Below are 12393 nucleotides of genomic sequence, written 5' to 3' on the forward strand. Positions count from 1 at the left end.
TAGTTACAAAATGAAACAGTTCATGCGCTTTAGTTCATAATATTTCACCGTTATTGCTATAATTGAATAAAATTTATTTATAAAAGCAATGTTATTCATTGTGTAGTGTTAAAACTTTACTGTGATGTTGTTGCAAATAATGAAACATTACGTAGAATATTCGCATCCTTATTGTAAGGTAGAGGCGCATTAGCTAATAGTAATTAACAAGAGGGTGAAACCGATGAGGGTTAATGAAAGGAGCTAATGCCGAAGTAAGCATGACATCAAATCATCTTACTGGGGTTGCATTGAATAAGTGTAACACTGCCATAGTATATACATCATATTAACTATGGAGCGCTACTGTGACGAAGGGAGCTTAAGAGGCTCTTCATATATGGTGATAGCCATCTCCTCCAGTAGATCTCCCACCTAATTCGGTTGTCGTTGAGATCATGAATTTAGTCGATTATTCCCATTCATTAGTATCTATTATTCCTCCTGTTGTTGCGCTGGTGCTGGCGATACTTTCTCGTCGCGTGTTACTTTCGCTAGGTGCTGGTATCTTATTGGGGGCACTTTATTTAAATGATTTTTCATTTAATCATTCTGCTTCTTATTTAGGAGGAACAATAAAAGGCTTATTCATTTCTGATGGTGGGGTAAACACCTGGAACATGAGTATTGTATTATTCCTCATTATATTAGGGATGATGACAGCACTGTTAACCTTATCCGGTGGGACTCGCGCATTTGCTGAATGGGCTCAAACGAAAATCAAAAGTAAACGTGGTGCTAAGTTGCTCGCCGCATTTTTAGGCGTTTTTATTTTTGTCGATGATTATTTTAATAGTTTAGCTGTCGGCTCTATTTCACGACCAGTGACGGATCGCTTTTATATCTCACGCTCAAAGCTTGCCTATATATTAGATTCAACGGCAGCACCGATGTGTGTATTGATGCCAGCATCAAGTTGGGGCGCTTATATAATTACTTTAATTGGTGGCATTTTAGTTACTCATGGCGTATCAGAATATACACCGTTAAGTGCGTTCTTAACGTTAGCACCAATGAACTTCTATGCGATCTTTGCTTTAGCGATGGTGTTTGTTGTGTCTTGGTTCCAATGGGATATTGGACCAATGAAAAAACACGAGATGGCAGCCATGCATGGCCGTGGCTTTGATGAAGGCAGCGATGTTGATGAGCAAGCCAAAGATCTTACCGATGAATTAGAAATAACGGAAAGTGAGAAAGGTAAAGTCGGCGATTTAGTATGGCCGATTATTATCCTGATCGCCGCTACTTTCTTCTTTATGATCTTCACTGGCTATCAGGCGCTTGCAGCAGAGGGTAAACCTTTTGCTATTCTTGGCGCATTTGAAAATACCGATGTGGGTAAATCACTGTGTTTAGGTGGCTTATTTGGTCTTGTTGCTGCGATTATTCCGGTGTTTCGCCAGCGTATAGCAATGGTTGAAGTTGCACGAACATTATGGATTGGTGCTAAATCCATGTTTGGAGCGATTTTAATTTTATTATTTGCTTGGGCTATCGGTAGCGTTATTAGCGATATGAACACCGGGCGTTATTTATCGACCTTAGTTCAAGGCAATATTAGCCCAATGTTATTGCCTATGATCCTATTTATCTTATCGGGTGCAATGGCATTCTCGACGGGCACATCATGGGGTACCTTCGGTATTATGTTACCGATTGCGGGTGATTTAGCGGGTGCTACAGATATTGCGTTAATGCTACCAATGTTAGCAGGTGTATTAGCTGGCTCGGTATTTGGTGATCATTGTTCGCCAATTTCTGATACCACAATTTTGTCGTCAACAGGGGCACGTTGTCACCACATTGATCACGTAGCAACACAGCTACCATATGCGATGTCTGTCGCTTTTGTCTCTATGATTGGTTATTTGGTATTGGGGATGACAGATTCATTACCTGTTGCGTTTATTGCAGCGATCACTACCTTCATTCTGGTATGTGTGTTCTTCGCATGGTTGTCCCGTCGAACCTATCAACCAACAGTGAAAAGCTGATTTTTATACGATGTAGTGAAAGCCCATACAAAGTTATGGGCTTTTTTTGTAACTAATGTGTAGTTGTTAAGCCTATCACTTTTCATTGTGGGTGAATTTCTGTAGCATCGGCGCAGTTTTTTTAAACCAATCGTATTACTAGGGAACTCTCATGGCCCAAATGTATTTCTATTACTCTGCAATGAATGCGGGGAAATCGACCACATTATTGCAATCTTCGTTTAATTACCGTGAAAGAGGCATGACGCCACTTATTTTCACCGCTGCTATCGATAACCGTTATGGCGTAGGTAAAGTCACATCTCGTATTGGTTTAGAAGAAGAAGCTGAGTTATTTAATTCAGAAGATGATTTATTTGAGCGTGTAAAAGTATTATCGAGTAATGGCAAAATTGACTGTGTATTAATTGATGAATGCCAGTTTTTATCAAAAGCTCAGGTTTATCAATTAACAGAAGTGGTCGATAAACTCGATATTCCTGTTTTGTGTTACGGTTTACGTACAGACTTTTTAGGTGAGCTATTTGAAGGTAGCCGCTACTTATTGTCTTGGGCTGATAAGCTGGTGGAACTAAAAACCATTTGTCACTGTGGTCGCAAGGCTAACATGGTGATCCGCCAAGATGAAACCGGTCGTGCTATTGCTGATGGTGATCAAGTTGAAATTGGTGGTAACGATCGTTATGTATCGGTATGCCGACTACATTATAAAGAAGCATTAGGTCGTTAATTATTTAATGACAAATAGGGTTCGTCTTCTTTATTTACACCTGTAATACGTAATTATTGCGAAACAAAAAGCCAGCTAATTTTAGCTGGCTTTTTCATATTTACAGACCGTTTAATTATTTCTTATTGTGGCGCTCTTGCAGCTTATTGGTTACATCTGACAGTGATAAACCTTGATCTTGCAGTAGCACTAATAGGTGATAAATTAAATCCGCTGATTCACACACTAATTCCGCCTTATCACCCGACGTTGCCGCAAGCGCGACTTCAACGCCTTCTTCGCCCACTTTTTGCGAAATACGCTTGGTGCCACGAGCGTAGAGGCTCGCTGTGTAGGAAGACTCAGGATCTGCACCTTTACGACTCGCCAAGAGCTGCTCAAGTTGATGAAGGAAAACCAGTGACGGTGGCTGTGTATCGCTTTCATCATTATCAAAACAAGTGGTGGTGTTTAAGTGGCACGTTGGCCCAATTGGATCGACTTGTACTAATAAGGTGTCTTGGTCGCAATCAAGCTGAATGCTTTTAAGCTGCAGCATGTTGCCAGATGTTTCACCTTTGGTCCACAGGCGTTCTTTGGTACGAGACCAGAAGGTGACTTGTTTAGTATCAAGTGTCTTTTGAAGCGCATCTTCGTTCATGTAGCCAAGCATGAGTACTTGACCACTAGCATTATCTTGAACAATAGCAGGGATCAATCCGGCTACTTTTTCCCAATTGATCTTGGTTAATAAACTCATAGTCGGATCTCCACATGTTGCGTTTTCAGAAATTGCTTTAACTCACCAATATTGATGATTTGTTTATGGAAAACAGAGGCAGCTAATGCACCGTCTACGTTGGCAAGCTTAAAGGCATCGCTAAAGTGTTGCATTTCACCGGCTCCACCAGATGCAATCAAAGGTACATTACACACATTACGTACCATATTGAGTTGCTCTAAGTCGTAACCATTACGCACACCATCTTGGTTCATCATATTAAGGACAATCTCACCTGCGCCACGACGTTGTACTTCTTCCACCCAATCCCGAGTTTGCCATTGGGTTGCTTTGGTGCGGCTTTCATCTCCGGTAAATTGGTATACCTGATATTGACCTGTTTCAGCGTCAAAATAGGAATCAATACCGACAACAATACACTGCACACCAAACTTATCTGCTAAGGTGGTGATTAACGTTGGATCAGCCAGTGCTGGCGAGTTGATAGACACTTTATCCGCACCGAATTGAAGAATACGACTCGCATCGTCAGCTGATTTAATACCACCTGCCACACAGAATGGAATATCAATTACTTCTGCAACGCGAGAGACCCAGCTTTTATCAACAACACGACCGTCACTTGATGCGGTAATATCGTAGAAAACCAGTTCATCTGCGCCTTCTTCAGCGTAACGTTTTGCCAGTGGTACAATATCGCCAATGATTTCGTGGTTACGAAATTGGACGCCTTTTACAACCTGACCATCACGTACGTCTAAACAAGGAATAATACGTTTAGCTAACATTGTGGTCTCCTTAACTGTTCCAGCATGCAAAGGCTTGTTCAGCAGTAAACTTACCGTCAAGTAGGGCTCGACCGACAATCACACCAGCCACGCCTGAACCTTTTAATGCTGCAATATCATCAAGCGAACCAATACCGCCTGATGATTGAAATTGAACTTGTGGGTATTGACGACAAAGATCGACATATAGCTCGACATTCGAGCCTGCCAATGTGCCATCGCGTGAAATGTCAGTACACAGCACGTGTTTTAAACCCACTTTTAGAAAATCGTCGAGTAGGGCTTCAATAGTGACGCCTGAATCTTCTTGCCAACCAGAGACAGCAACAATGCGGTTACCGTTGTCATCAATGTTGATATCCAGTGCCAATACGATGTGTTCAGCACCGTATTTTTCCATCCAACCTTTTACCATTTCTGGTTGTTTAACGGCGGTTGAGCCAATTACCACACGTTTAGCACCTGCGTTTAACAGATCTGCGACGTCTTGTTCGGTGCGTACGCCACCACCAATTTGTACATTGGCTGGTGTGCTTTTAAGTAGTTTTTCAATTAGAGATAACTGACGGGCTTGTGTATCTTTTGCGCCAGTTAAATCAACCAAGTGGAGCCAGTTAGCACCTGCTTGGTGGTAAAGATTAAATTGCTCTGCGGGATCGACTTTGTATTCTGTTACTTGCCCATAGTCGCCTTGGAATAGGCGTACCACTTGGCCTTCAATCAGATCTAATGCAGGAATAATCATAACAAGTCCTTTTGTTATCGTTATAGTTCGAGGAAGTTTTGAATGAGTTTCGCGCCAGCTTTACTTGAACGCTCTGGGTGAAATTGCACCCCGTAGTAATTGCCGTTTTGTACCGCAGCAGTAAAGCTTTGACCATATTGCGCACTGGCGATAGTTTTACCACCTTGTTGTGCGGTGTTATCAAATACAGGCATGGCGTAACTATGAACGAAATAAAAATAGCTGCCCGCAGGAATACCTTTAAATAGTGGGTGATTATCTTCCGGTGTAATGGTATTCCAGCCCATATGTGGCAGCGGTAAACCCTCTGCTTGGATTTTCTCTACAGAAGCATCACACAAATCGAGACAAGGAATAATTTCACTGCCATTTTGACCGTGTTCTTGCGACGCTTTACCAAGTAATTGCATACCTAAACAGATCCCTAATAGCGGTTGCGTCACTTGTTTAACTAAAGTGACTAAATCACGCTGTTGTAGGTTCTGCATTGCTTCACTCGCTGTACCGACACCCGGTAAAAACAGTTTATCGGCAGCAAGTACAACTTCTGGATCCTTACTGACTTCTACTTGATAGCCAAGACGTTCAATAGCAAAGCGGACAGAAGATACATTGGCACAGCCGGTATCAATAATGACGACGCGCTGTGCAGTGTTGGTTGCGGTCATTACAACACTCCTTTACTGCTTGGTAGCTCGTTACCTTCCACTTTGATCGCTTGGCGCAATGTGCGACCGAACGCTTTAAATAGACTTTCAACAATGTGGTGATCGTTATCGCCTGTTGATGATAAGTGCAGGGTACAAGCCAGCGTATCGGTTAAAGATCGGAAGAAGTGTGGTACCATTTCCGTTGATAAATCACCAACCTGATCACGATTAAATTGCGCATCAAATTTCAAATACGGACGACCAGATAAATCTAACGCACATTGGGCTAAGCATTCATCCATCGGTAGGCTAAAGCCAAAGCGACCAATGCCACGTTTATCACCTAAGGCTTTTTTCAACGCTTCACCCAGTGCTAGTGCTGCATCTTCAACACTGTGGTGATCATCGATGTGTAAATCACCATCCACGGTTAAGGTCATTTGGAAACCGCCGTGCGTGGCGATTTGATCAAGCATGTGATCAAAAAAACCAAGACCGGTAGAGATAGTATTGCCGCCAGTTTGATCTAAATTCACTTTAACGCGAATGTCAGTCTCTTTGGTGGTACGTACAACTTCGGCAATGCGAGGTTGGGTGGTTAAATCGGTTAAGATCTGCATCCAATTCATGGTTTCAGGGTTGTACTGAATCCCACGAATTGCCATGTTTTCTGCTAGCTGTAGATCGGTAATACGATCGCCAATCACCGCTGAAGTTTCAAAATCCACACGACCTTGTTGAAGGTACTCTTTGACAAGTCCTAGCTTAGGCTTACGGCAGCTACAGCCTTCGTGATCAAAGTGAGGACAAATCAGTACATCGCTAAATACCACACCTTGAGACTCGAAGATTTCCATCATCATATTATGTGGTGCGTCGAAATCTGCTTGTGGGTAGCTATCTGTACCTAAACCGTCTTGGTTTGTTACCATCACCAGTTTGTAGCCTGCGTTTTGTAAAGCCAGCAGAGCAGGGATCACATTCGGTTCAAATTTAAGTTTGTCTAAACGGTCTACTTGAAAGTCTACTGGCGGCTCAACAATTAAGGTGCCGTCACGGTCAATAAATAAAATCTTTTCCTTGCTCACAATCAATGTCCTTATTGTTGTTCTAACTGGCTGCGAATAAAGGCGAGAGTCTTCTCACACTCATCACGGTTACCTACACTGATTCGAATACAGCTTTCAATCGGAGAGCGGCGTAAAATAATGCCGTTATCCCATAATGCTTTAAATAGTTGGTCTGCATTAGGGAATTTAACCAGTAGGTAATTACCGTAACCATCAAATACGGTTACACCATCTAACATGCTTAAACCCGCTTGTAAGTAAGCACGGTTTGCACTGATATCTAGCACTTGGAATTTTGTTCGTGCGCGACCTGCTTCTGATAGCGCTTGGACGGCAATTTCAGTGACAGGTACAGGCACTGGATAGGGCGCAATCACTTTAAGCAATACTTCGATGATATCGCTATTAGCAATAGTAAAACCACAACGTAAACCAGCTAGCGCAAACGCTTTTGATAGCGTACGGAGAATGACTAAATTCGGGTAGCTTGACAGTAAATCGCTAGCACTTTCTTCTAGGCAGAAATCGATATAGGCTTCATCGACCACGACAAGGGCTGAGTTTGCTGTCATATCGAGTAGGGCTTCAATGTCTTTACGTGCTAATAAGTTACCTGTTGGGTTATTCGGGCTACAGACGAAAACAATTTTCACACCATCAAGGTTTTGTGAAATAGCCTCTAAATCTAATTGCCATTTGCTTGTCAGTGGAACAACCTTCGCATTCACATCGTAAGTTTCGGCACTGATGGCGTACATGCCATAAGTTGGTGGACAATATAAAATACTGTCTTGGTTTGGCTCACAAAAAGCGCGGATTAGAAGCTCAATACCTTCATCGGCACCACGTGAGGTTAATACTTGCTCGGGCTTTACATTGGCATAGTCAGCGTAAGCATTGATAAGCTCAGGTGGCTGACATTCGCTGTAGCGGTTTAATCGTGCAAGGCTAATGTTGTATTCGTTATCAAACGGCGATTCGTTAGCGTTTAACCAAATATCACCGCTACCGCCTAATCGACGGGCTGATTGGTAAGGGGTTAATTCACGTACTGTTTTACGTGCGAGTCTTGCCATCGTCATGATTTATCCCTCACGATTTGCCATTAATTTTTCAACGCGGATTGTTACGGCACGTTTGTGGGCATCAAGACCTTCGGCATCGGCAATCGTTGTTACGGTATTAGCTAAACCCAGCAGACCATCCGCAGACAACTCTTGTACTGTCATGCGTTTAGAGAAATCTGCTAAGCCTAAACTTGAGTAGGTACGTGTATAGCCATAAGTCGGTAATACGTGGTTAGTACCTGAGGCATAATCACCAACAGATTCTGGCGACCAATTACCTAAGAAAATAGAGCCTGCATTGTCCAGTAATGGCACCAAGTCACGTGGATTAGTGGTTTGTACAATTAAGTGCTCAGGACCATAGTTATTTGAAATCGCAATACATTGCGGCAAGGTTTCAGCAACAATCAGTAGGCTTGAACCTAATGCTTCTTTTGCGATATCAGAACGAGACAACTCAGCGAGTTGACGTTGAATGGCATCTGCTGTTTTATCCGCAATGACAGGATCCGGTGTTACTAAAATAACCTGAGAGTCAGGGCCGTGCTCAGCTTGGCTCAGAAGATCTGCAGCAATGAAATCAGGATCTGCGCTGCTGTCTGCAATTACTAAGACTTCTGAAGGGCCAGCTGGCATATCAATCGCAGCACCGCGAAAATCATTACTCACTTGGCGTTTAGCTTCGGTGACAAAGGCGTTGCCAGGGCCAAAGATCTTATCCACTTTAGCAACGGTTGCTGTGCCGTAGGCCATCGCTGCAACAGCTTGCGAACCACCGACGTTATATACTTCATCAATGCCACATAATTTGGCTACGTATAAGATTTCATCGGCAATCGGTGGCGGAGAGCACAGCACTACTTTTTGACAGCCTGCAATTTTAGCTGGCACACCTAACATCAATACGGTTGATGGCAGAGGAGCACTACCGCCGGGAATGTATAAGCCGACCGAGTTAACCGGACGGGTCATCTGCTCACAAATGATCCCCGGTTGGGTTTCAACCCGCAGGGTTTGCTGCTTCTGTGCTTTATGAAACGTACTGATGTTGTCGAATGCTTGTTGCAGTGCCGCTTTCATTTGGTCGCTGATTCGAGAACATGCTGCGTCTATTTCATCATTACTAACTTTTAAAGACGCAGGACGAATACCATCAAACTTTTCTGTAAGCTCGAGTAAGGCTTCATCACCACGACGACGAACATCGTCAATAACATTGGTTACAATCGCACTGATATTGGCGCCATTATTAACGGCTGGTCGAGCAAGCAGTTTTTCTCGCTGATTCTCACTTAGAGATTGCCATACAACTGTTTTCATCGATTACTCCATCATCTTCTCGATTGGCAATACTAGAATAGAGCTAGCACCCAACTCTTTTAGCTGCTCCATGGTTTCCCAGAATAGGTTTTCAGAGCTAACGATGTGGATAGCGACGCGTGATTTGTCTGCGGCAAGGGGTAATACAGTTGGATCTTCCGCACCCGGTAGTAGCAATTTGATTTGCTCAAGGCGATCTGTTGGCGCATGTAGCATGATGTATTTAGATTCTTTTGCTTGAATAACACCTTGCATACGAGTTAACAGACGTTCGATCAATGCTTGTTTTTCTTCTGCAAGTGTTTCTGTTGACTGGATCAGTACTGCTTTCGATCGCAGAATTACTTCCGCTTCCTTAAGGCCATTCGCTTCAAGTGTTGCGCCTGTTGAAACCAAATCACAGATAGCATCAGCAAGCCCTGCTCGAGGAGCAACTTCCACTGAACCGTTTAGCATACATGTGCTGAATTTCACGCCAAGATCATCCATGTAGCGTTTAACTAGCTGAGGGTAGGTCGTTGCAATGCGTTTACCGTTAAGATCTTGAGGACCCTTGTATTCGGCATCTTTATCAATGGCAATAGAAAGGCGGCAGCCACCGAAATCAAGGCGACGTAGTTTTTTATAATCCGATGGTTCACCACGAGCTTGTCGCTCAAGGCTTACTTCTTCTAATTCGTTTTCACCGATCACACCTAAATCAACCACACCATCCATGATCAGACCTGGGATGTCGTCATCACGAACGAGTAGTAAATCGATAGGCATATTTTCAGCGTGGACAACTAAACGCTCACCAACCATATTGAATTTCACGCCACAGCGTTTAAGCAGTGTTTGGCACTCTTTACTTAGTCGGCCTTTTTTCTGAATCGCAATTCGTAGTCGTTGTGTTTGCATAGTCATTTCCCTGTCCTAATTCACTTAATTCAAAATCTGGTATTAAAAAACCCTCGGAAGTCTATTTCTTCCGAGGGTCTGAATTTGATTATTCCTTGTGACCACTGGAAGAATATGTTGTCTTCCAGGGTGAGGCGTATCCTCCCGAAAGACTAGTCAGGATGGTGATGGATATGATTGTTAGCCATTTGGATACGCATAATTAAAACTCTCTAACGCTTGATAGTGTTATTTTCTTGTTATCCACACTAACTAAGTGTGTTAGATATTGCAACATTATTTTTAACGTTTTAGTGGATTTGTTTTTCTTTCCAAAAAAAGCTTCTGGTGATGTCACAATTGTCAGATTGGATTTTATAAGATGTTGAGTTTTAAATATTAAAATAGATTTACATTGAAGATGTTGTTGGGGTGTAAGGTATGTCTTGTCACTATTTTTTGAGAAAGTCGGTATTTTGAGAAACAACAGGCAATAAAAAACCGATCTAAAAATCGGCTTTTTGTTAGTTAGCTGTTAATGGCGATTGGGGTGTAAATACTTATCAGCCACAACACTTTTTAAATTTCTTACCGCTACCACATGGGCAAGGATCATTACGACCGACGGTTTTCTCACTTTTAACAGGAGCTGGTGGTGCTGCTTGCTCTATTGGTGGTGGCTCTGGGTATTCACCATCAATGTAAAACCAACATGATTGCCCATTGATTTCTTCTTTTAAAAAGCGAGAGCGCTCTTGAAGAATATATTCATTGCCTGCTTCTTTGTACATGGCTTTAAATTCAACAAAACCTTCGCCACTTTCAGCAATGTCACTGCTAAGAACATCTAGCCCTAACCATTTTAAATTCACTGATTCTGCAATTGCATCACGGTGTTGTTCTGCTTCACAACTTGGATGGTAAGTTTGAACAACAAAATCAACTAATCCCAGTACATGGGCACTATAACGCGCACGCATTAATTGTTCAGGATGTAATGCTTTAGCATGATCAAGGTGAATTGGTTTACAGCACTCAATCAGCGCTTTGTTACTACCACAAGGACACTGTGACGTATGTTTAGACATGTTTAATTTGCCGGCGTTTGCTCATATTCAGCCGACCATTTTACTGACTCTAAATAGTGATCTGCAATGCTAGATTCATTGATCTTTAATGCATCACTGTATTTCTTCACTAACGGCCAGTTAGCCTGATCGTAAGCATCAGTAAGATTTAAAATCGCGCCAAGCGGTCCTACGCGTTTCGTTAAGGCGAGTTTTACTTGCTCGCTTAAAGGAAGATGTTTCAATAATTCATCTAATGGCTGGTCTAGCAATGAATCTAATAAAGAGAATAGACCGGTTAAAAATGCCTGATTGCCGTTATCGTTAGGCACTCGAGTGCGATAAAGCTGCTCACAAAAGTGTGCCCGTTGTAGCGATAAGTTATACAGTGATGGTGGCTTATTCTCTACTGCATGAGAGGTTGCAACAAAGGTAATAAAGCGTCTGAGCTTTTCTTCACCTAAGAAAACTAAAGCCTGCTTAAATGAGGTAACGGGTTTTGAGCGCATTGATGTCATGGCATTAACGTGGCGCAACAACTTATAAGATAAGGTGACATCTGTTGCGATGATTTCTTCCACTTTGTCGTAATCGACCTCTGTTACGCAAATCTCTTTAAATAAACGTAAGGTGGTAATAGAAGACGGCTTTAACGATTTACGTTGAATTAATTCTGGTTTGCTAAAAAAGAAGCCTTGGAATAGGTCAAAACCTGCATCATAGGCTTGTTGATATTCTTCCTGAGTTTCGACTTTTTCAGCTAAGAAACGAAGTTTGGTTTTTTTCTTATAGAACTTAATAAAGCGAGCGGCTTTTTCTATAGAAATAATACGGATATCAAACTTGATGATATGAATGTAGGGTATAAACCGATTCCAAGCCTCACTTGGAATAAAGTCATCCAATGCTAAGGTGTATCCTTTTTGATGCAGTTGTTTTATCGCTTCAAATAGTTCATCTGTAGGAGAGCAACTTTCCAATATTTCGATGATAAAGCTTTGTTTTGGAAAAAGAAGTGGTGTTCCTGATACAAGTGAGTTGTACGGGAAGTTTACAAAGGCACGTTTACCTGATGTTAATTGTACCTCACCAGCCGTACTGAAAAAGTTATCGTTAAGAAGACGGTTGGTTGCTTGCTCATCACCAATATTAGGAAAGCAGTTATCCGGACCATCTCTGAACAGTAGCTCATAGCCGATAGTATGCTTATTACGATTTAAAATAGGTTGTCGAGCAATATATGAAAACATGTAATTCTGCAGAAAAAGTTAAAAATTATTTATCTTTAATATTGTTATTATAGTGAAAATCATATCAAAA

At 42.1% G+C, this 12393-nt stretch carries 12 protein-coding genes, 1 riboswitch and 1 other annotated feature; of the genes, 2 read left to right on the forward strand and 10 right to left on the reverse strand.

Translation table 11 applies throughout. From position 1 onward, the window contains the following. Positions 1 to 171: 171 nt before the first annotated feature. Positions 172 to 353, forward strand: a riboswitch (Lysine riboswitch). An 84-nt stretch (positions 354 to 437) separates the two neighbouring features. Next, entirely contained in the window at positions 438 to 2036 is a 1599-nt protein-coding gene (locus tag E5A76_RS07480; protein ID WP_161118550.1) for a Na+/H+ antiporter NhaC family protein, read from the forward strand. Between the two features lie 151 nt (positions 2037 to 2187). Continuing rightward, positions 2188 to 2766, forward strand: a complete 579-nt coding sequence (locus E5A76_RS07485) for a thymidine kinase (protein WP_008986579.1) — start codon at positions 2188 to 2190, stop codon at positions 2764 to 2766. A gap of 115 nt (positions 2767 to 2881) precedes the next feature. Here E5A76_RS07485 and hisIE read toward each other — a convergent pair whose 3' ends face one another. From hisIE to E5A76_RS07535, 10 genes are all read right to left on the reverse strand, one after another. Next, positions 2882 to 3505 (reverse strand): bifunctional phosphoribosyl-AMP cyclohydrolase/phosphoribosyl-ATP diphosphatase HisIE, encoded by a 624-nt coding sequence (gene hisIE / locus E5A76_RS07490; protein WP_161118551.1) that lies wholly within the window; start codon positions 3503 to 3505, stop codon positions 2882 to 2884. Continuing rightward, a complete protein-coding gene (gene hisF, locus E5A76_RS07495) occupies positions 3502 to 4275 on the reverse strand; it encodes an imidazole glycerol phosphate synthase subunit HisF (protein ID WP_107164970.1) in 774 nt (257 codons plus the stop codon). The genes hisIE and hisF overlap by 4 nt, the downstream gene beginning before the upstream one ends. Positions 4276 to 4285: 10 nt before the next feature. Beyond that, positions 4286 to 5020, reverse strand: coding sequence for a 1-(5-phosphoribosyl)-5-[(5-phosphoribosylamino)methylideneamino]imidazole-4-carboxamide isomerase (hisA, locus tag E5A76_RS07500; protein WP_053988427.1), 735 nt, complete (start codon positions 5018 to 5020; stop codon positions 4286 to 4288). Between the two features lie 20 nt (positions 5021 to 5040). Further along, positions 5041 to 5688 carry an imidazole glycerol phosphate synthase subunit HisH gene (gene hisH / locus E5A76_RS07505; RefSeq protein WP_161118552.1) on the reverse strand — a complete coding sequence of 216 codons (648 nt, stop codon included), beginning with the start codon at positions 5686 to 5688 and terminating at the stop codon, positions 5041 to 5043. Further along, positions 5688 to 6758 (reverse strand): bifunctional histidinol-phosphatase/imidazoleglycerol-phosphate dehydratase HisB, encoded by a 1071-nt coding sequence (gene hisB, locus E5A76_RS07510; RefSeq protein WP_392397305.1) that lies wholly within the window; start codon positions 6756 to 6758, stop codon positions 5688 to 5690. Before hisB ends, hisH begins: the two co-directional genes overlap by 1 nt. A gap of 11 nt (positions 6759 to 6769) precedes the next feature. Further along, positions 6770 to 7816, reverse strand: coding sequence for a histidinol-phosphate transaminase (gene hisC / locus E5A76_RS07515; RefSeq protein ID WP_053988659.1), 1047 nt, complete (start codon positions 7814 to 7816; stop codon positions 6770 to 6772). A 9-nt stretch (positions 7817 to 7825) separates the two neighbouring features. Beyond that, entirely contained in the window at positions 7826 to 9127 is a 1302-nt protein-coding gene (gene hisD, locus E5A76_RS07520) for a histidinol dehydrogenase (protein WP_161118553.1), read from the reverse strand. Between the two features lie 3 nt (positions 9128 to 9130). Beyond that, positions 9131 to 10027, reverse strand: a complete 897-nt coding sequence (gene hisG / locus E5A76_RS07525) for an ATP phosphoribosyltransferase (protein WP_053988424.1) — start codon at positions 10025 to 10027, stop codon at positions 9131 to 9133. 41 nt (positions 10028 to 10068) lie between these two features. After that, positions 10069 to 10204: a sequence feature (His leader region), on the reverse strand. Positions 10205 to 10569: 365 nt separating this feature from the next. Next, entirely contained in the window at positions 10570 to 11094 is a 525-nt protein-coding gene (locus tag E5A76_RS07530; RefSeq protein ID WP_161118554.1) for a YchJ family metal-binding protein, read from the reverse strand. 2 nt (positions 11095 to 11096) lie between these two features. Continuing rightward, positions 11097 to 12323: an EAL and HDOD domain-containing protein gene (locus tag E5A76_RS07535; protein ID WP_161118555.1), complete on the reverse strand. Its 1227-nt coding sequence runs from the start codon at positions 12321 to 12323 to the stop codon at positions 11097 to 11099. Positions 12324 to 12393: the final 70 nt, after the last annotated feature.

This window comes from Photobacterium lucens, assembly GCF_009873615.1.
Lineage (GTDB): Bacteria > Pseudomonadota > Gammaproteobacteria > Enterobacterales > Vibrionaceae > Photobacterium > Photobacterium lucens.

Excerpts from the sequence above, each read along its gene's own strand:
- E5A76_RS07480 (WP_161118550.1), top strand. The coding sequence starts at position 438 with ATGAATTTAGTCGATTATTCCCATTCATTAGTATCTATTATTCCTCCT.
- E5A76_RS07485 (WP_008986579.1), top strand. The coding sequence starts at position 2,188 with ATGGCCCAAATGTATTTCTATTACTCTGCAATGAATGCGGGGAAATCG.
- hisIE (WP_161118551.1), bottom strand. The coding sequence starts at position 3,505 with ATGAGTTTATTAACCAAGATCAATTGGGAAAAAGTAGCCGGATTGATC.
- hisF (WP_107164970.1), bottom strand. The coding sequence starts at position 4,275 with ATGTTAGCTAAACGTATTATTCCTTGTTTAGACGTACGTGATGGTCAG.
- hisA (WP_053988427.1), bottom strand. The coding sequence starts at position 5,020 with ATGATTATTCCTGCATTAGATCTGATTGAAGGCCAAGTGGTACGCCTA.
- hisH (WP_161118552.1), bottom strand. The coding sequence starts at position 5,688 with ATGACCGCAACCAACACTGCACAGCGCGTCGTCATTATTGATACCGGC.
- hisC (WP_053988659.1), bottom strand. The coding sequence starts at position 7,816 with ATGGCAAGACTCGCACGTAAAACAGTACGTGAATTAACCCCTTACCAA.
- hisD (WP_161118553.1), bottom strand. The coding sequence starts at position 9,127 with ATGAAAACAGTTGTATGGCAATCTCTAAGTGAGAATCAGCGAGAAAAA.
- hisG (WP_053988424.1), bottom strand. The coding sequence starts at position 10,027 with ATGCAAACACAACGACTACGAATTGCGATTCAGAAAAAAGGCCGACTA.
- E5A76_RS07530 (WP_161118554.1), bottom strand. The coding sequence starts at position 11,094 with ATGTCTAAACATACGTCACAGTGTCCTTGTGGTAGTAACAAAGCGCTG.
- E5A76_RS07535 (WP_161118555.1), bottom strand. The coding sequence starts at position 12,323 with ATGTTTTCATATATTGCTCGACAACCTATTTTAAATCGTAATAAGCAT.